16 protein-coding genes are annotated in these 17,936 nt (G+C 33.3%); 10 read left to right on the top strand and 6 right to left on the bottom strand.

Going from position 1 to position 17,936, the window contains the following annotated elements:
- Positions 1–897, bottom strand: a complete 897-nt coding sequence (locus JS605_RS17215; RefSeq protein WP_203258969.1) for a glycosyltransferase family 2 protein — start codon at positions 895–897, stop codon at positions 1–3.
- Positions 898–899: 2 nt separating this feature from the next.
- Positions 900–1,583 (bottom strand): cell division ATP-binding protein FtsE, encoded by a 684-nt coding sequence (locus tag JS605_RS17210; RefSeq protein WP_203258968.1) that lies wholly within the window; start codon positions 1,581–1,583, stop codon positions 900–902.
- A 280-nt stretch (positions 1,584–1,863) separates the two neighbouring features.
- Between JS605_RS17210 and JS605_RS17205 the strand changes: the two genes are divergently transcribed.
- On the top strand, positions 1,864–4,899 hold the full coding sequence (locus tag JS605_RS17205) for a tetratricopeptide repeat protein (RefSeq protein WP_203258967.1): 3,036 nt from the start codon (positions 1,864–1,866) through the stop codon (positions 4,897–4,899).
- Between the two features lie 81 nt (positions 4,900–4,980).
- On the top strand, positions 4,981–6,711 hold the full coding sequence (locus JS605_RS17200) for a TonB-dependent receptor (RefSeq protein WP_203258966.1): 1,731 nt from the start codon (positions 4,981–4,983) through the stop codon (positions 6,709–6,711).
- A gap of 72 nt (positions 6,712–6,783) precedes the next feature.
- Here JS605_RS17200 and JS605_RS17195 read toward each other — a convergent pair whose 3' ends face one another.
- A complete protein-coding gene (locus tag JS605_RS17195) occupies positions 6,784–7,479 on the bottom strand; it encodes a class I SAM-dependent methyltransferase (protein WP_203258992.1) in 696 nt (231 codons plus the stop codon).
- 110 nt (positions 7,480–7,589) lie between these two features.
- Here JS605_RS17195 and JS605_RS17190 point away from each other — a divergent pair, with 110 nt between their 5' ends.
- A complete protein-coding gene (locus tag JS605_RS17190) occupies positions 7,590–8,081 on the top strand; it encodes a YkgJ family cysteine cluster protein (RefSeq protein WP_203258965.1) in 492 nt (163 codons plus the stop codon).
- A 66-nt stretch (positions 8,082–8,147) separates the two neighbouring features.
- Positions 8,148–8,993: a sterol desaturase family protein gene (locus tag JS605_RS17185; protein ID WP_203258964.1), complete on the top strand. Its 846-nt coding sequence runs from the start codon at positions 8,148–8,150 to the stop codon at positions 8,991–8,993.
- A gap of 58 nt (positions 8,994–9,051) precedes the next feature.
- On the opposite strand, the gene JS605_RS17180 is transcribed toward JS605_RS17185, so the two are convergent.
- Positions 9,052–10,332 (bottom strand): exo-beta-N-acetylmuramidase NamZ family protein, encoded by a 1,281-nt coding sequence (locus JS605_RS17180; protein ID WP_203258963.1) that lies wholly within the window; start codon positions 10,330–10,332, stop codon positions 9,052–9,054.
- A gap of 8 nt (positions 10,333–10,340) precedes the next feature.
- Between JS605_RS17180 and JS605_RS17175 the strand changes: the two genes are divergently transcribed.
- Positions 10,341–11,576: an ABC transporter permease gene (locus JS605_RS17175; protein ID WP_203258962.1), complete on the top strand. Its 1,236-nt coding sequence runs from the start codon at positions 10,341–10,343 to the stop codon at positions 11,574–11,576.
- A gap of 8 nt (positions 11,577–11,584) precedes the next feature.
- Here JS605_RS17175 and JS605_RS17170 read toward each other — a convergent pair whose 3' ends face one another.
- Both JS605_RS17170 and JS605_RS17165 read right to left on the bottom strand, forming a co-directional pair.
- Positions 11,585–12,241, bottom strand: coding sequence for a hypothetical protein (locus tag JS605_RS17170; RefSeq protein WP_203258961.1), 657 nt, complete (start codon positions 12,239–12,241; stop codon positions 11,585–11,587).
- A 24-nt stretch (positions 12,242–12,265) separates the two neighbouring features.
- Positions 12,266–12,661 (bottom strand): DUF2721 domain-containing protein, encoded by a 396-nt coding sequence (locus JS605_RS17165; protein ID WP_203258960.1) that lies wholly within the window; start codon positions 12,659–12,661, stop codon positions 12,266–12,268.
- A gap of 54 nt (positions 12,662–12,715) precedes the next feature.
- On the opposite strand from JS605_RS17165, the gene JS605_RS17160 reads away from it, so the two are divergent.
- The 5 genes from JS605_RS17160 (at position 12,716) to JS605_RS17140 (ending at position 17,913) form a co-directional block, all read left to right on the top strand.
- Positions 12,716–13,987 carry a DUF2851 family protein gene (locus JS605_RS17160; protein ID WP_203258959.1) on the top strand — a complete coding sequence of 424 codons (1,272 nt, stop codon included), beginning with the start codon at positions 12,716–12,718 and terminating at the stop codon, positions 13,985–13,987.
- 37 nt (positions 13,988–14,024) lie between these two features.
- A complete protein-coding gene (locus JS605_RS17155) occupies positions 14,025–14,252 on the top strand; it encodes a PspC domain-containing protein (protein WP_203258958.1) in 228 nt (75 codons plus the stop codon).
- 3 nt (positions 14,253–14,255) lie between these two features.
- Positions 14,256–15,290: a potassium channel family protein gene (locus JS605_RS17150; protein WP_203258957.1), complete on the top strand. Its 1,035-nt coding sequence runs from the start codon at positions 14,256–14,258 to the stop codon at positions 15,288–15,290.
- A gap of 97 nt (positions 15,291–15,387) precedes the next feature.
- On the top strand, positions 15,388–16,992 hold the full coding sequence (locus JS605_RS17145) for an alanine/glycine:cation symporter family protein (RefSeq protein WP_203258956.1): 1,605 nt from the start codon (positions 15,388–15,390) through the stop codon (positions 16,990–16,992).
- A 6-nt stretch (positions 16,993–16,998) separates the two neighbouring features.
- Complete coding sequence (locus JS605_RS17140; RefSeq protein ID WP_203258955.1) at positions 16,999–17,913, top strand: ComEA family DNA-binding protein; 915 nt, start codon at positions 16,999–17,001, stop codon at positions 17,911–17,913.
- The last annotated feature ends 23 nt before the right edge of the window (positions 17,914–17,936 follow it).

Below are 17,936 nucleotides of genomic sequence, written 5' to 3'. Positions count from 1 at the left end.
CTATTTTTTATTCAGGTCTGAATAACACATGTAAGACAATTTGTAAAATTGAAACACTATAATTAATGGGTTACTGCTTTTGAGGTGTTTTCTGATAATATCCTTTAAGTATCTATAAAATAATGAAAAAATAAAATTAAGCTTTACGGATTTTAACAAGATAAATTTAGAAAGTAAATCATTTTCGTGTAATTCAATTTTATTATTATAATGAAGGCTTAACAACGTGTTTACTGCAAATTCTGTTTTTTTAATGTAGGTCTCACTATCCTCTAGCCCCAGATGGTACACACTATTATTTATATGTAATACCGGGACTTTATGTAGTTTTAATTGTGGGCCGAAGAAGATATCCATACCATATGAATTCCCTACAGAGTCTAAGCTAAAACGATTATACTGTTGTTTTTTAATCAATATGTTTGCTGCAGAAGTTATCTTGTAAGGCTTTTTGTTACGTATTTTAGAAGTTACGCCTTCACATTGTTTGCCATATTTCCAACGTAACACACTTTTTTTATGTGGCTTTTCATTTTTATAACTAATACCTCCAAAAATAATATCGTATTTAGAAGTTTCAAGAGCCTCAATGTAATTGCTAATAAATAAATCGTCCCTTAATTCCACATCAGCATCAAGGAGTAATATCCAGTCGTATTTTGCGTAGTTACAAAGGTGCTGTCTCGTGATAGCGATACCATTGTTGTTTTCTGATAGCAGATAAGAGGTGTTATCAAGCTTGCTTACAGATGAATTTATTAGAGCTATGTCTTTATTGGATTTGTCGTCCAAACAAATAATTTCAAATTTAATGTTGGCCTTGAGTGCTTGTTTATGGATGCTTCTAACAAGTTGAACAATGTTATAATTGTATACAGGAATTAAAATTGAAAGCATAATTACCCTTTCCTTTGCACTACTTCATAAACCTGATTCTCATCACACTTTAACGTCTTGCTTGGGTACTTTAAAAGCAAGGCATAGTCGTGAGTGGCCATAAGGATGGTGTTGCCATTTTTGTTAATGTCTTGCAGCACCTCCATAACTTCTACACTGGTTTGTGGATCTAAATTTCCAGTGGGTTCATCAGCCAAAATAAGTTCAGGATTATTTAGCAAAGCTCTTGCAATAGCTACCCGTTGCTGCTCTCCACCCGAAAGTTCATGAGGAAATTTAAAGCCTTTAGTTTTCATCCCTACTTTGCTCAGTACTTCCTCAACGCGAATATTCATTTTGTCTTTATCTTTCCAGCCTGTAGCTTTTAATACAAAAAGTAGATTGTCGTTTATAGTTCTGTCAATCAATAATTTAAAATCTTGAAATACAACACCTAATTTTCGTCGTAAAAAGGGAATATCTTTTTCCTTTAGGGTTTTTAAATCATAATCTACAATAGAACCTTCTCCTTCGTTAAGAGGCAAATCCCCATAGAGGGTTTTCATGAAACTACTTTTTCCAGTACCTGTTTTACCTATTAAGTACACAAATTCTCCTTTGTTAATTTCAACATTAACACCAGAGAGCACTAAACTCTCGCCTTGGTAAATAGAAGCATCTTTAAGTTCTAGAATGGTTTCAGACATAAAATAGTAATTTCAATATACAAGTTTAGTGCTTATCGTTTAATGGCACAACCATTAAACAGTTTTTCTTAATATTTATTGCTTTTAAACCGTTAGACCAGAGTCGTTTTTTAACATTTAATAACGCCGTTTATAATTCTAGCACGATTGTTGCGTTATAGGAAGAATAAGTCTCCAAAATGTATTTTTTGGTTTCGATTAAATTTGTCATTCACGTGAAGGCGGGAATCCAAATCCATTAATTATCTTTGAATTTCATCAAACAAAAACCAAATACTAAATGAAGCTAAAGTATGGTATTTTTATACTTGTATGTTGCATTTCAATACAAGTGTTTTCGCAAGCATCAGCTATTTATACTAATAGCCTGGTAGATTACCAAAAGGCATTAAGCCTGTATAATAATCAGCAATATTTAGCAGCACAATCGTTATTTTCCCAAATAAGGAAATCTACAGATAAAGAAGGTTTAAAAGGGGAATGTACGTATTATATTGCTAATTGTGCAGTACGATTAAATCAGCAAAATGCCGATCAACTCATCAGCGATTTTGTAAAGGAATATCCAACAAGTACTAAGCGAAACACAGCGTTTGTTGACGTTGCGGATTACTATTTTACTAATGGAAAATATGCTTATGCTAGGAAATGGTATAGTAAAGTTGACGAAGCAGCATTATCCAGAAAAGAACGTCAGAAGTTTTATTTTAATAATGGCTATACAGCCTTTATAACAAAACAATATAAAGATGCTAAAACTTATCTGAGTAGGGTAGAGAATTCTCCAGAATATGGTTCACAAGCAAAATATTACATCGGGTTTATGGCCTATGATGGCGACGATTACGATAGGGCCACTGAGTATTTTGAACAAGTTGAAGACCAAGAGCGCTACAAGGAAAAGTTATCTTATTATCAAGCGGATTTAAACTTTAAATTAGGAAAGTTTGAAAAAGCTATTGCGTTAGCCAAAGCAATATTAGACTCTAGTGATGAAGATGAAGTATCAGAGCTTTCAAAAATAATAGGGGAGAGTTATTTCAATCTAGAACAATATGCAGAGGCGATTCCTTATTTACAAGCTTATAAAGGTAAAAAGGGAAAGCGTGATAGAACTGGTAAATGGAATAATACAGACTTTTATCAATTGGGATATGCGCATTACAAACAAGGTGATTACGACAGTGCAATTTCAGAGTTTAATAAGATTATTGGAGGAAATAATGGTATTGCCCAAAATGCATACTACCATTTAGGCGAGAGCTACATTAATCTTGATAAAAAACAAGAAGCGTTGAATGCGTTTAGAAATGCCTCTGAAATGGATTTCGATTTAAAAATTCAGGAGGATGCATGGCTAAATTATGCGAAGATTAGTTATGAAATTGGGAATCCCTATCAGTCTGTGCCACAAGTATTGGCAGGTTATTTAGATAAATATCCTAAAACAAAATACAAAGAGGAGATTGAAACACTTTTGATAGATTCCTACATCACTTCAAAAAATTATGAGGAAGCACTTAATCTTTTAGAAAAGAAAAAGAGCTTTGAAAATAAGAAAGCCTATCAAAAAGTAGCATTTTATAGAGGGTTGGAGTTGTATAATGAAAACCAATATTTAGAAGCTGAAAGTTTGTTTGATAAGTCTTTAGGCGAATCTTTGGATGAAATATTTACTGCAAGAGCAACATTTTGGAAAGCCGAAGCTGATTATAATTTAACCAATTATGAAGATGCTTTAGTTGGTTTTAAACAGTTTATCCAACAATCTACCGGGATGGATGTGCCAGAGCAAAATAACATCGATTATAATTTAGCATACACATACTTTAAATTGAAAAATTATGACCAAGCATCAAAGTATTTCAATCAATTTATTTCAAAACGAAGTGATGATAAAATAAGATTGAACGATGCATATTTACGTTTAGGAGATGGTTATTTTGTGTCTAGCAAATACAATCAAGCAATAAATGCGTATGGAAAAGCCATTAAGATGAATGAAGTAGAGTCTGACTATGCATTTTTTCAAAAGGCAATAAGTACAGGTTACGCAGGTAATCCTTCAAAAAAGATAAAAGAACTAGAAACATTTGTTGGAGAATACCCAAAATCTAAATTACGTGATGATGCTTTATATGAATTAGGAAATTCCTATGTAAAAGCAAATCAAACCGACAAGGCTATGGCGAGGTATGACAAATTAAACTCAGAATATAGAATGAGTTCATTTGTTCCAAAATCGTTGTTGCGTCAAGGTTTAATTCACTATAATGCCAGTAAAAATGAAGCAGCTTTAGGTAAATTTAAAAATGTAGCAGGCAACTACCCAGGAACCCCAGAAGCAGTACAAGCAGTATCTACAGCAAGATTAATTTATATTGACTTAGGACGTGTAGATGAGTACGCAGCTTGGGTAAAACAATTAGATTATGTTGAGGTAACCGATGCCGATTTAGACAATACATCCTATCAAGCAGCAGAAAAACAATATTTAGAAGGCAATACAGATGCAGCCATAAAACAGTTTAATAGTTACTTAAATAGCTTTCCTAGCGGTATTCACAATCTGCAATCACATTTCTATTTGGGGCAGCTGTATTATAAAAAGGATTTAATTGCCAATGCAGCGCCGCATTACAAATTTGTGGTTGAAGCATCACAAAGTGAGTTTACAGAAGAAGCATTATCAAGACTATCTCAATATCACTTAGAAAACAAAAGTTGGAATGAAGCCATTCCATTATTACAACGTTTAGAGGTTGAGGCTAATTTTCCACAGAACGTGGTTTTTGCGCAATCTAATTTAATGAAAGCCAATTATCAATTAGAAGATTATGATAATGCTGTGACTTATGCTGAAAAAGTATTGAGAAGTTCTAAAATAGACAATAAAATAAAGAGTGATGCACATATTATTATTGCGCGTTCAGCTATAAAAACTGGCGATGAAGCTAAGGCAAAATCAGCATATAAAAATGTACAAAAGGTAGCAACAGGAGAGATAGCTGCCGAGGCGTTGTATTATGATGCTTACTTCAAGAATAAAGAAGGTAACTATAAGGCTTCAAATACATCAGCACAAAAATTGGCTAAGGATTATTCTGGCTATAAATATTATGGTGCAAAAGGGTTGGTAATTATGGCCAAAAACTTTTATGCGCTAAAAGATGCGTATCAAGCCACGTATATTTTAGAAAGTGTTATTGAAAACTTTAGTCAGTTTGATGATGTCGTAGAAGAGGCACAAACAGAATTAAAGCGCATAAAACGAGAAGAGGCTAAAACGAATGCATCCATAGCACCTCAAGACTAAATCAAGTTAGTAGTTTTAGTATTCAGAAATTAAACATCGTTAATAGTTGTTCGCTAATCAAAAGAATTAAAATTTAAAATCATGCGAAAGCACATCAAATATATTTTCATTGTAATCGTGACGCTAAGTGTTTCGGTCTCATTTGCCCAAAAGAAAAAAAATGATACCATAAATACAGGAGTAATAGATGTTGTAAAACCCTATACGCCATCAATATCCGATGCATTTAAAGTAAAGGCAATACCATTTACAGAGGATGATAAAGCCATCCAGAAAAAAGAGATTAAATACAATATTTTTTCATTTCCAGTAGCCTCAACATTTACACCAGCAAAAGGAAAGGCAGCCACGGTAGAAAAAGCAAAACCGGTAAAACTATTTGATAATTATGCAACAGTTGGCGTAGGTACCTATACAACATTTTTGGGCGAGGTGTATTTAAATCATGCCATAAGTAGAACAGAGAGTGTAGGTGGTTATTTTAGTCATCATTCTTCTGGAGGCGGCATTGAAGGTATACAGTTTGATGATAATTTTTCAAACACAAAACTAAATGCAAACTACTCATCACAATTAAGGGATTTAGCATGGACAGTTGAAGCCGGTTTTCAAAACCAAATATATAATTGGTATGGCGTACCAACATCTCAAATTAGTCAAGCCCAAACTGATGGTATAGATGTGAGACATGCTTTTACCAATGCACATTTTGGTGGAGATATTACCTTTAAAGATACTTATATTAACTCTGGTAGTTTCTTTTTTAGACGATTTGCAGACAACCAAGGTTCTGGGGAAAATCGTTTTATAGCTAAAGCTAAAGTAGATATTCCCGTAAACAGGGAAGAGGTTTCTACCGATATAATCTTTCATTATTTAGGCGGTACCTTCGATAGAAGCTATACCATAAATAACAAATTAAAGTATGGCAATTTTGTGATAGGAATAGCCCCATCTTACGAATTAAAACAAGATGATTTAACTGTAAACTTAGGGGCATCCATAAATTATTTAAACGATAGGCAAACGGGAGACAATAAATTGTTTTTATACCCTAATATTACAGCAACATACCGTTTGGTTAATGATGTACTTATTGCCTTTGGAGGTATTAAGGGCGGTTTAATACAAAATTCTTATCATGGCTTTGCCTCAGAGAATCCTTTTGTGTCGCCTACGCTTTTTGTAGTGCCTACCGATGAGCAATACAATGCTTACGTTGGGTTAAAAGGAAAGCTGTCCAGTAACATGAGTTACAGTTTTAACGGACTCTATAAAGCCGATAGAAACAGAGCATTGTTTAGAAATAATGAGATTACTTTAATGGCAGACCAACCCTATTCTTACGGAAACTCTTATGGTATTGTTTATGATGATATAACAACCTTTGGTGTAGCAGGAGAATTAAATGTAGATGTTAACAGAAACTTTACCCTAGGCATAAAAGCAGAGTACTTTACCTATAATACAGATGACGAAGCAGAAGCGTGGAATTTACCAGATATTGTGGGGTCTCTGTTTTTAGATTACCAAATTAATAAGCATTGGTTTGCGGGCGCAAATTTAATTTACACAGGCGAACGAAAAGACCAATTCTTTTTAAATGATGGTGTAACAGTAACCTCTCCGTTTACGGTAACTTTAGATAGTTTTTTCGATGCCAATGCGCATGTGGGTTATCACATAAACGATCAAATTTCGGTCTTTGCTAAAGCCAATAATATTGCAAATAACCAATACCAACGTTGGCAAAATTTCCCGGTGCAGGGTATTCAGTTTTTAGCGGGAGCTACATTTAAGTTTGATTTTTAACACGAAGTGTCACACTGAACTTGTTGCAGGGTCTCTGTCATTCCTGAGAAAGCGGGAATGACAGAGATATTTCTAACTCAATCGCGCCAAATAATCAAAATGATCTCCTTCTAAAACTAATTCACATTGCAACCCTACAGATTCACAAGCCAATTTTAAAGTTTTAAAATCCAAATACAACCATTTCATAGGGAGTTCATCTTCGCCTTTATAGCTCATAAAATAATCTAACTCGCCATAGTAATTAGCATTAGTATCCATCCAAAAACCACCATCTTCATCTTCATACATATATCTAATATCAGAAGAATCAATTAGTATTTGTCCATCAGGATTTAATAATGATTTTAAGTGCTTCAAGTATTTAGAAACTTGTTGTAATTCTTGAAAAATACCAGTGCCGTTCATTAAGAGAAAAATAGTGTTGAACGTTTCGGTTTCGTCAAGAATATTTAAAACTTCAGCATGTAAAACACCTCTTTGTTTTGCAACAGTAATAGCACCTTGCGAAACATCAATCGCTTTTACTTTCAAACCTTTTTCTTGTAGATACAAACTATGGGTTCCAGCACCACAGCCTACATCTAAAACGTTCCCTTTAGCTAGTTGTAAAGCCTTTTGTTCCAACTTCGGCATTTCGGCATAACAACGAAATAAATAGGAGAGCGGTAATATATCTTCAGAAGAAATATTGGTGGAAGTAATAATGTCTTCAGTGTAATTTCCGTTATGATAATCTAATAAAGCGCTTCCGAAAATATCTTTCATCATTAATAGTTTAATCTAGAAAGTTACAAGTTTAAAGTTTCAAATAGATTACAATGAGAATGTAATACTGTCTAAAACCTCTAATAAATCTAAATGTCTAATTTTGTAACATGCAAGACATCATAAATAGCCTTCCAAAACGTGCCAAAGATAAGCATAACGTCAATAAAAAATTCTTTGCAAAACTTAAAAAGAAACCCCCAAAGAATTTAGATTATATAATGCAAGAGTTGCATGAAGAAGAATTTAGACGCACCGATTGTTTAGAATGTGCCAACTGCTGTAAAACCACAGGCCCATTATTTACCGATAAGGATATAGAACGTATCTCTAAATTTTTTAAGCTAAAACCACAGCAATTTATAGCGCAATATTTGAGAGTAGACGAAGACAACTATTACGTACTCCAAAGTGTACCATGCACGTTTTTAGGGGCAGATAATTATTGTTCTATTTATGATGTGCGCCCCAAAGCATGTCGGGAATTTCCACATACTGATAGAAAAAAGTTCCAACAAATTTCAAACTTAACATTAAAAAATGTAGCCATTTGCCCTGCAGCGTTTAATATTGTGGAGGCTATGAAACGACTAATTAAGTAGTTATAAATAAACTATGCATGCATAGTTTATTTGAGGTTTGTACCTTTAGCAAAACTAATTTTTACTATGGAGGCAATTTTAAACTATTTCGAAACCATACCATCGTACCATCGAGCGCTCATCATTGTTGGAGGCCTAACTTTTTTCTGGCTGTTAGAGGGCATTATGCCACTTTTTGGTAAACCCTATAAAAAATGGAAACATGCTGTACCTAATATTTTCTTTACCTTAACTACGATTCTAGTTAATTTACCATTAGCTTTTTTGCTTTTAAAAACTTCAGATTGGGTAGCCGCAAATAACTTTGGTATTTTAAATTGGTTGCCCGAAATACCATTGTGGCTGTATACGATTATTGGTTTGTTTCTTATGGATTTTATTGGTGCCTATTTACCACATTTAGTAGAGCATAAAGTTAAACCGCTTTGGATGGTACATTTGGTACACCACACCGATCATAATGTAGATACCACCACGGCAAATCGTCATCATCCGCTAGAGAGTGTAATTCGTTACGTATTTACTCTAGTTGGGGTGTTTGTAATTGGTACACCCATAGCATTGGTAATGTTGTATCAATCCCTATCGGTCGTAGCCACACAATTTAATCATGCTAATATCAAACTACCTAAAAAGTTTGATGATATTTTAAGTTATGTTATCGTTTCTCCAGATATGCACAAGGTACATCACCATTACCGTTTACCTTATACAGACTCTAATTATGGTAATATCTTTTCGGTTTGGGATAGGTTGTGCGGTACTTTTATGAAGCTAGATTCAGATAAAATAGTGTATGGCGTAGATGTATTTCCAGACGAAAAAAAGAATGGACACATTGGGGAGTTATTAAAACAACCTTTTCAAAAATATGATAAGCCAACTTTAGATGCTGAAAGCCAAAATAATTAGTTGTGTTTGAGAGTCTATTACAAAGGGCTTGCCGCAAGCAATCCTAGCAAAAAAGCAACTAAGGATAAATTAAATATTTACCACGTGTTACTTTAAAAGCGTCTAAATCCTTTCGCCATGATGCTTTTATTTCTTTTTCAGATAAACCAGATTCTATTTGCTTTTGAAGTATTGTAGTACCTGCATGTGTTGTAAAGTTGGCAGTATTAAAAAATTTCAATTTATCTATTGCGTTTTCATAAGCTTTAATAACCCATTTTAATGTCATTCCATCAACACTTGCATCTTTTAAATCCTCTCCATAGCATAAGATGTTTTTGTGTTTAGGGTATTTCGCTCCAAAATTAGGAACAGGAGTATACTCAAAAGTCATGGTGTCTTTATCTAAAAAAGGTGCACCATAACGTTGAAATTGAAACTCAGTACCTCTGCCTGCATTAATAGTAGTGCCTTCAAATAACCCAAGGCTAGGATACAATTCAATAGCCTTATCATTAGGTAGATTAGGCGAAGGCCTTATGGGCAAACTATAAGGTGTTTTATGTGTATAGTGTTTAACAGGAATTACAGTAATATCACATTGCAAACCATCAACCAACCAGTGTTCGCCATTAATCATTTGTGCATATTCCCCAATAGTCATACCATGCACTAAAGGAATGGGGTGCATGCCTAAAAAGCTTTTATGTTGTGGTTCTAAAGTAGGGCCATCAATATAATGGCCATTAGGGTTTGGCCTGTCTAAAATTAATACAGGAATACCTGCTTCAGCACAAGCTTCCATCACATTATGCAATGTTGAGATGTAGGTATAAAACCGTAAACCAACATCTTGAATATCGAAAATTACAATATCTAAATTTTCTAAGGTTTCTTGTGTGGGTTTTCGATGTTTTCCATGAAGGGAAATAATGGGCAAATTCGTTTTGGTATCAACCCCATCATTTACATGTTCGCCAGCATCAGCTTTACCACGAAATCCGTGTTCTGGAGCAAATACTTTTTTTATGTTGATGTTCAGTTTTAAAAGAGAATCAACAAGGTGTATATAACTTTGGTTTTTTGTCTTAGGACTTTTATCAACAAAAATCACAGATGTTTGATTTGCCACTACACCAACACGTTTACCTTTTAAAAATGGAACATACAATTCCGTTTGGTTAGCACCAACAATAATATGGGTGTTACCCTGAACATATTTCTGGTGTTCATTAATATGCGTGTTCAGGCTTTGGTCATCCGTCATTGGTTTCCCATCATCAACCCGTTTCCCATTACCGCAAGAAATTAACATCAAAACAAATAATAAAACTGTATTTTTGAAACAAGAAAACGTCATAAAAAGCATTGAATTACGAGTATTTTATAGCTAAACGCATTATAGGTGGTAAAGTGTATAAAAGTAGCATTTCGGCACCAATAATAAAAATTGGAATAGCGGCTATTGCCATTGGTATGGTTGTAATGATGATTGCCATTGCAACAGGCATTGGGCTACAAGAAAAAATACGGGAAAAAGTAGTAGCTTTTAACGGGCATGCTACTATTACCAATTATGATAGCAATGTTTCCCAAGAAAGCGTAGTGCCTATCTCTAAAATACAAGCGTTTTATCCTGAATTTAAAACAGTAAAAGGTGTTACCCATATACAGGCTGTAGCTGCAAAATTTGGAGTTATTCGTACCGAAACAGATTTTGAGGGTGCTGTTTTAAAAGGTGTGGGTAATGATTATAATTGGCAATATTTTAAAGAATATTTGGTAGAAGGACGTATCCCAAGTTTTGAAAAAAAGTGGAGTGAAGAGGTGCTAATTTCAGAGTATTTAGCCAACCGTTTGGGGTTTCGTTTAGGTAATAAATTTCAAATGTATTTTTTAAAAGACGATACCGAAAAGCCACCAAATATTATCAGTTTTGAGATTGTTGGAATTTATAATTCTAGATTTCAGGATTTTGATGAAACGTATCTTATTGGGAATTTAAGGCACATACAGCGTATTAATAAATGGAAAGAAGACGAAATAGGAAATTTTGAGGTGTTTATTGAAGATTATAATGATATTGAACGCATGGGAGTTGAAATTTACCAAAACACACCATCAACCTTAAATGTATCTACAATTAACGAAAAGTTTTACTCCATAATAGAATGGGTTAAAATATTTGATAAAAACATCTATGGTATTATTGGTATCATGATTCTTGTGGCAGGTATTAATATGATTACGGCTTTACTTGTTTTAATATTAGAGCGTACCCAAATGATAGGCATTTTAAAAGCCTTAGGAAGTTCCAATTGGAGTATACGGAAAGTGTTTTTATACAACGCATCTTACTTAATAGTATTAGGTTTGTTTTGGGGTAATGTTTTGGGTTTAGGGATGTTGTTAGCTCAAAAATACTTTAAAATTTTAGAGATGAATCCAGATGTATACTATGTTACTGAAGCGCCAGTGTATATTAACTGGAGTTATATTGTAGGGTTAAATATTGGGACGCTGTTGTTGTGTTTGTTAATGCTTTTGGTACCTTCTTATATTATAACTAAGATTTCGCCTGTGAAAGCTATTCGGTTTGAGTGATTATAGTTTTACTTATCCATAAGTGGACTTGAATATACTACATAAGTATAGTAATCACTTCTCTCAAGTACATGGGCACTCAATTTGTATTTGTTATCCTTGTGGTCTATTATTTCATAAAAGTATTTGTCACCAGTTTCACTTAAATTATTTTTGTATGCATTGTTACTTTCGATAAATTCGATGTAAAATTGATTTTTGCCATTTTTTACTAATTTGAGTTTAGAAAATGTGCCATCTTCCATTTTTTCATACCATATTTCTGGGGTTACTTCTACTTTTACGACCTTTTTTTCAAACCCATAATAAAAAAGCATTCTTTCGTTTATAAATTGTTCTAGTATATCTTCTTTTAATTTTGAACTAGGGCGTGTTGAAAAATGTTCCCAGTCTTTGTGCATGTCAACTTCTGCGAGGTCTCCATTTGAAAAAAAATCGCAATTTCTTACGAGTCTAACCATTAATTCTGATCTGCGATTTTCATTTATATTATTTTTATTACAGTATTTTGTAAAATAGTTTAATATGTCAGCATCATTATCTTTAATTTCAATATTATATAGATCTTCGCATATATTGGTAACTAAAGTTTCTGTTGGTATTTGCTTTTTACATGACACCAAAGTGAGTAAGATGTTTAAAACTAATATTGGTTTTATATTCATGTTCTTGTGGTTTCGAATTATAAATTATTTCCCCTCAATATCACTAATATGATGTTCAAATGCTTTTACCGAAATTTGTATTTCTAAGATTAATAATGACAACGATGCTATAAGTAGTAATAAAGCGATACCAAATATCCATACAGCTATTGTTTGTTGTTGTATGTAAATTAAAAACATAGTTAAGACGCACAGTAAAAGACTACTAATTCCTAATATTTGCATGGACCTCGTAAGATAAAGACGCTTTTTTATATTTTGTATTTGTGCAATTAATGTAGCATCTTTATTTAATAAATATTTATCGTATAACGTTCTAACAACAGCAGTGTAGGCTAAAAACCGGTTTGTGTAAGCTAACATTATTAACGAAATAGCCGAAAATAGTACCGCAGGTGTAGTAAGTGTCAATTCTTCCATAATTTCTGTAAAAAAACTACTTCAAAGTTAATTAAGATTTTATATTTTCGAGGGGTGCAAGAAGATTTTCTACATTATATCTGGAAACATCGTAAGTTTTCTACAGCTGGTTTAAAAACTTCAGACGGAGAAGCCATAAATATCATATCAAACGGACAGCATAATTTTAATGCAGGTCCAGACTTTTTTAATGCTCAAGTTAGAATTGGCAAACAACTTTGGGCAGGTAATGTTGAGATCCACGTAAATTCCTCAGACTGGTTTTTACACAATCATGAACAAGATAAAAACTATGATAATGTAATTTTACATGTGGTTTGGGAGCATGATGCTGAAGTATTTAGAAAGGATAATTCTACAATTCCTACATTGGTTTTAAAGGATGCTATACCTAAAGAAACACTTAAGAGTTACGATAAACTATTACGTGCAAATAAAAACTGGATAAACTGTGAAAACGATTTTGCCGATGTAGATGATTTTACCATTAATAATTGGTTAGAGCGTTTGTATTTTGAACGTTTAGAACGAAAATCTATCGAGGTTATTAAGCTTTTAGAGGTTTCAAAAAATGATTGGGAAGCGGTATTATTTAAAATGCTGGCCAAAAGTTTTGGTTTAAAAGTTAATGGTAATGCTTTTTTGAGTTTGGCTAATTCCTTCGATTTTTCAATTCTAAGAAAATCGCAATCCAAAATCTTGTCTTTAGAATCACTTTTATTGGGACAATCAAAATTATTGGAAAACGCGATTGAAGAGCCCTACTACCAATCGTTACAAAAAGAATATCAATTTTTAAAACAAAAGTTTTCTCTTGATAATAAGTTGGTGGTTGTACCATCGTTTTTTAGATTGCGACCCAATAATTTTCCAACCATAAGATTGTCGCAGTTAGCAAATGTGTATGCGAATCATCAAAACTTATTCTCAAAAATTATTGAAGCAACCTCTCATGAAGATATTAAAGATATATTTAGTGTAGGAACTTCAGAATTTTGGAACACACATTATACATTCCATAAAGAATCAAAGCCTTCAAAAAAAATGATATCAAAATCATTTATGGATTTGTTGCTTATAAATACACTTTTGCCCTTAAAATTTAGCTATTATAAATACCGAGGAATATCAAATGATATTATTCTTCAGGAGCTTATTTCACAAATTCCTTCAGAAAAAAACAGTATTGTAGATAAGTTCAATTCACTTAAAAAAGTATCGAAAAATGCATTACAGTCACAAGCTCTAATTCAGCTTAAAAGTGAATATTGCGATAAAAATCAATGCTTAAAATGTGCTATAGGTAACAAACTTTTAAACCGCTAAACTTTTAAAAGAATAAACTAAAGGTTAACTTGCAACTATGAATATATTTTACAGAATATTGTTGTTTTTGCAAAAGCATGGATACCATGTTTGCCAGCGTATTGCAGACCGTTTGGGTATTCGTGCCAAAGTAGTGCGTACCTCGTTTATGTACATCACTTTTGTAACCGTAGGTTTTGGTTTTGCAGTGTACATGTTTTTGGCATTCTGGATGCGTATTAAAGATTTAATTTACACAAAGCGTTCGTCAGTTTTCGATCTATAGCCCATGAATCCCATAGTACGTCTTTTTAGGTCAAGAATATACACCGCCCTTATTTTGTTGGTATTTATAATGTTAATAGGGGTGTTGGGGTATCGTTTTATTTCTGATTATTCATGGGTAGATGCCCTCTACATGACGGTTATAACAATGACCACTGTAGGCTTTGGGGAAGTGGTGCCCTTAGACGATCAATCTAAAGTATTTACTATATTCTTAATTTTAGCAAGTGTAATTATTGTGGGTTATGCTTTGTCTATCATCACAGAATATATTTTGAGTAAAAATGACATTGAAGAGTTAAAACATAAAAAAATGCAAAAGAAAATAGATGCCTTTAAAAAACATGTTGTTATTTGTGGCTATGGAAGAAATGGTAAGCAAGCTGCAAGAAAGTTACAAGCCCATAACAAATCGTTTGTAGTTATTGAAAAAGATAAAGAGGTAGAAGAACGATTAAAGAATGATGGGGTGCCTTACGTTATAGGTAATGCTAATGAAGATGAAACCTTGTTGTTGGCAGGAGTAGATAGGGCGTCTAATTTTATATCAGCACTTCCTAGCGATGCAGATAATTTATTTGTGGTATTGTCTACCAGGCAACTCAACAAAAAAATAAACATTATTAGTAGGGCGTCTCAAGAATCCTCTTACGAAAAACTAAAATTTGCAGGTGCTAATAATGTGATATTACCAGATAAGATTGGGGGCGACCACATGGCGTCTTTGGTGGTAGTGCCGGGTTTAATGGAGTTTATAGATAATCTTTCTATTGTTGGAGATTCCAATATTAATATCGAAGAAGTTGCCGTTGAAAAATTATTTAACATAAAGAAGAATAAACGAAGAACAATTAAGGATTTAGATTTGAGGAAAAAAACAGGTTGCACCGTTATTGGCTATAAGGATGAAAACGGAGAATATACCGTAAACCCTGAAGCAGAATTACCATTGGCACCAAAATCTAAAATTATAGTATTAGGAAGGCCAGAACAAATTGAAGAATTAAATTCCGAATACGATATTGAGTTAGATGAATAAACATATTTGGCATAATATGTTTTAAAAATCGTTTTTTTTTAGCATCTTGCTATCTTTTTATACTTATTTTTCAATAAAAGACTAACACATTTAAACTATGAAGAAATATCTTCTTTCATTATCTGCCATAATTTTACCATTAGTATCCTTTGCACAAGAAGCCCAAGACATGGGTATAGACCAAAAAATAGATAAGGTTTTTGGAGACCTCACAGGATGGTTTGTAAGTGCGATTTTTTACCAAATTCCTTTTACGGATGAGATTAGTGTGTATTGGGTGTTATTTCCATTAATTATAGGAGCAACATATTTTACATTCTATTTCAACTTGATAAACTTTAGAGGCTTTTTAACTTCTGTGAATATTGTAAGGGGAAAGTATGATGATTTGGAGGGGAGAGTAGATCACAAAGTAGATATAGAAAAATCAAAGTTTACCGATGAGGAAGATAATCCAGATACCATTAGGGTAGAAGGGCATGAAGGAGAAGTGTCCCATTTTCAGGCTTTAACAGCTGCATTGTCTGCTACGGTTGGTTTAGGGAATATTGCGGGAGTAGCTATAGCAGTATCTATTGGAGGAGCGGGAGCTACTTTTTGGATGATTGTTGCAGGATTTTTAGGCATGGCATCTAAGTTTGTAGAATGTACATTAGGAGTTAAGTACAGAGATATTGAGAATGATGGTACGGTATATGGTGGTCCTATGTATTATCTGCGCAAAGGTTTAAAATCCAAAGGATTAGAAGGCTTAGGTAAAGTATTGGCTGTATTATTTGCCATTTTTGTTATTGGGGGCTCGTTTGGAGGTGGTAATATGTTTCAAGTAAATCAAGCATTTCAATTGGTTGAAAATATAACAGGTGGAAGCGAATCCATACTTCACGGAAAAGGATGGTTGTTTGGTCTAGTAATGGCAGTATTAGTGGGTATTGTAATAATTGGAGGTATAAAATCAATAGCCAAGGTAACTGATAAAATTGTGCCATTTATGGTAGCAATATATGTTGCAGCTTCGCTATTTGTAATATTTGCTAATATTGGAATGGTAGGTGATGCGTTTGGACAAATATTTTCTGGTGCATTTAGCCCTGAAGGAGTGGCAGGTGGTGCAATTGGTGTTTTAGTACAAGGATTTAGAAGAGCTGCATTTTCTAACGAAGCAGGTGTTGGTTCAGCATCAATAGCACACTCAGCGGTAAAAACAAAATATGCGGCCAGTGAGGGCATGGTGGCTTTACTAGAACCATTTATTGATACTGTTGTAGTATGTACTATGACTGCTTTGGTTTTGATCATTACAGGAAATGTAACTTCAGCCAATGCTGGTTTAAATGATGCCCAAGCCATTTTATTAACATCAGGAGCTTTTGAATCTGCTATTTCTTGGTTCCCATATGTATTAACTGTTGCGGTAGTTCTATTTGCATTTAGTACTATGATTTCTTGGTCTTATTACGGATTTCAAGGATGGGCGTTTTTATTTGGTAGGTCCAAAAAAATGGAATACGCTTACAAACTTATTTTTTGTGTATTTGTAATCATTGGTGCCGCAGCAAGTTTAGGTTCGGTAATAGGATTTTCAGATGCTATGATTTTTGCCATGATGGTGCCAAATATGATAGGTTTAGTCTTACTAGCACCAAAAGTTAAAAAAGAGCTTAATAAATATATGAAAGCTATAAAAGGACTTAAAGCATAAATTACTATGCGTAATTTTAAATCCCATTTTGTATTCACTAAAGAACAACGAAATGGGATTTTTTTATTGTTGTTAATTATAGTCATACTCCAGTGTGTCTATTTTTTTGTGGATTTTTCTTCTGATGATGTAATAGTCAACCAAGAAGAATTAAAGCAATACGAGACAGAAATAGATTCCCTAAGAAGCTTAGCAATTCAGGAAAGTAAACCAAAATTATATCCTTTTAATCCAAACTACATTTCAGATTACAAAGGAGAAGTTTTAGGTATGAGTATTGAAGAAATTGACAAGTTACATGCTTTTAGAAAAACTAATAATTGGATAAACACAGCAAAACAATTTCAGGAAGTAACAGGGGTATCAGATACACTTCTAGCAAAAATATCGCCTTATTTTAAATTTCCCGATTGGGTTTCTAATACCAATCAAGTATCAAAAAACTATTCTGAAAGTCAATTTAAGAAGCATGGAAATTATGAGAATTTTAGAAACACAAAACCCCTCACTTACGCCCAAAAAATAGATTTAAATACTGCCACAGCAATACAACTGCAACGCGTTAACGGTATTGGGAAAAAACTATCGCAACGCATTGTGGCGTTTCGTGATAGATTCAAGGGTGGTTTTATATCAGATATGCAATTACAGGATGTTTATGGGTTAACCCCAGAAGTCATAGAAAATATAAAGAAGCAATTCACAGTAAAAACACCTAGAAAAATAAAAATTATAAATATAAATACAGCGCAAGCAGACGAACTGGTAACTATCCATCATATAGATTATGAAATTGCCTATAATATTCTAGAGTACCGCAAGTTACATGAGGGTTTTTCTTCGTTAAATGAATTGTCAAAAGTAAAAGGCTTTCCGGTAAGCAAATTAGAGATAATTAAATTATCTTTGCACATTCAATAAATGAGCACATTAAAATTTCCTAT

The organism is Hyunsoonleella ulvae, assembly GCF_016827605.1.
GTDB classification, from domain to species: Bacteria; Bacteroidota; Bacteroidia; order Flavobacteriales; family Flavobacteriaceae; genus Jejuia; species Jejuia ulvae.
This window is presented reverse-complemented; position numbering and strand designations above follow the sequence as displayed.

Excerpts from the sequence above, each read along its gene's own strand:
- JS605_RS17215 (WP_203258969.1), bottom strand. The coding sequence starts at position 897 with ATGCTTTCAATTTTAATTCCTGTATACAATTATAACATTGTTCAACTT.
- JS605_RS17210 (WP_203258968.1), bottom strand. The coding sequence starts at position 1,583 with ATGTCTGAAACCATTCTAGAACTTAAAGATGCTTCTATTTACCAAGGC.
- JS605_RS17205 (WP_203258967.1), top strand. The coding sequence starts at position 1,864 with ATGAAGCTAAAGTATGGTATTTTTATACTTGTATGTTGCATTTCAATA.
- JS605_RS17200 (WP_203258966.1), top strand. The coding sequence starts at position 4,981 with ATGCGAAAGCACATCAAATATATTTTCATTGTAATCGTGACGCTAAGT.
- JS605_RS17195 (WP_203258992.1), bottom strand. The coding sequence starts at position 7,479 with ATGAAAGATATTTTCGGAAGCGCTTTATTAGATTATCATAACGGAAAT.
- JS605_RS17190 (WP_203258965.1), top strand. The coding sequence starts at position 7,590 with ATGCAAGACATCATAAATAGCCTTCCAAAACGTGCCAAAGATAAGCAT.
- JS605_RS17185 (WP_203258964.1), top strand. The coding sequence starts at position 8,148 with ATGGAGGCAATTTTAAACTATTTCGAAACCATACCATCGTACCATCGA.
- JS605_RS17180 (WP_203258963.1), bottom strand. The coding sequence starts at position 10,332 with ATGACGTTTTCTTGTTTCAAAAATACAGTTTTATTATTTGTTTTGATG.
- JS605_RS17170 (WP_203258961.1), bottom strand. The coding sequence starts at position 12,241 with ATGAATATAAAACCAATATTAGTTTTAAACATCTTACTCACTTTGGTG.
- JS605_RS17165 (WP_203258960.1), bottom strand. The coding sequence starts at position 12,661 with ATGGAAGAATTGACACTTACTACACCTGCGGTACTATTTTCGGCTATT.
- JS605_RS17155 (WP_203258958.1), top strand. The coding sequence starts at position 14,025 with ATGAATATATTTTACAGAATATTGTTGTTTTTGCAAAAGCATGGATAC.
- JS605_RS17150 (WP_203258957.1), top strand. The coding sequence starts at position 14,256 with ATGAATCCCATAGTACGTCTTTTTAGGTCAAGAATATACACCGCCCTT.
- JS605_RS17145 (WP_203258956.1), top strand. The coding sequence starts at position 15,388 with ATGAAGAAATATCTTCTTTCATTATCTGCCATAATTTTACCATTAGTA.
- JS605_RS17140 (WP_203258955.1), top strand. The coding sequence starts at position 16,999 with ATGCGTAATTTTAAATCCCATTTTGTATTCACTAAAGAACAACGAAAT.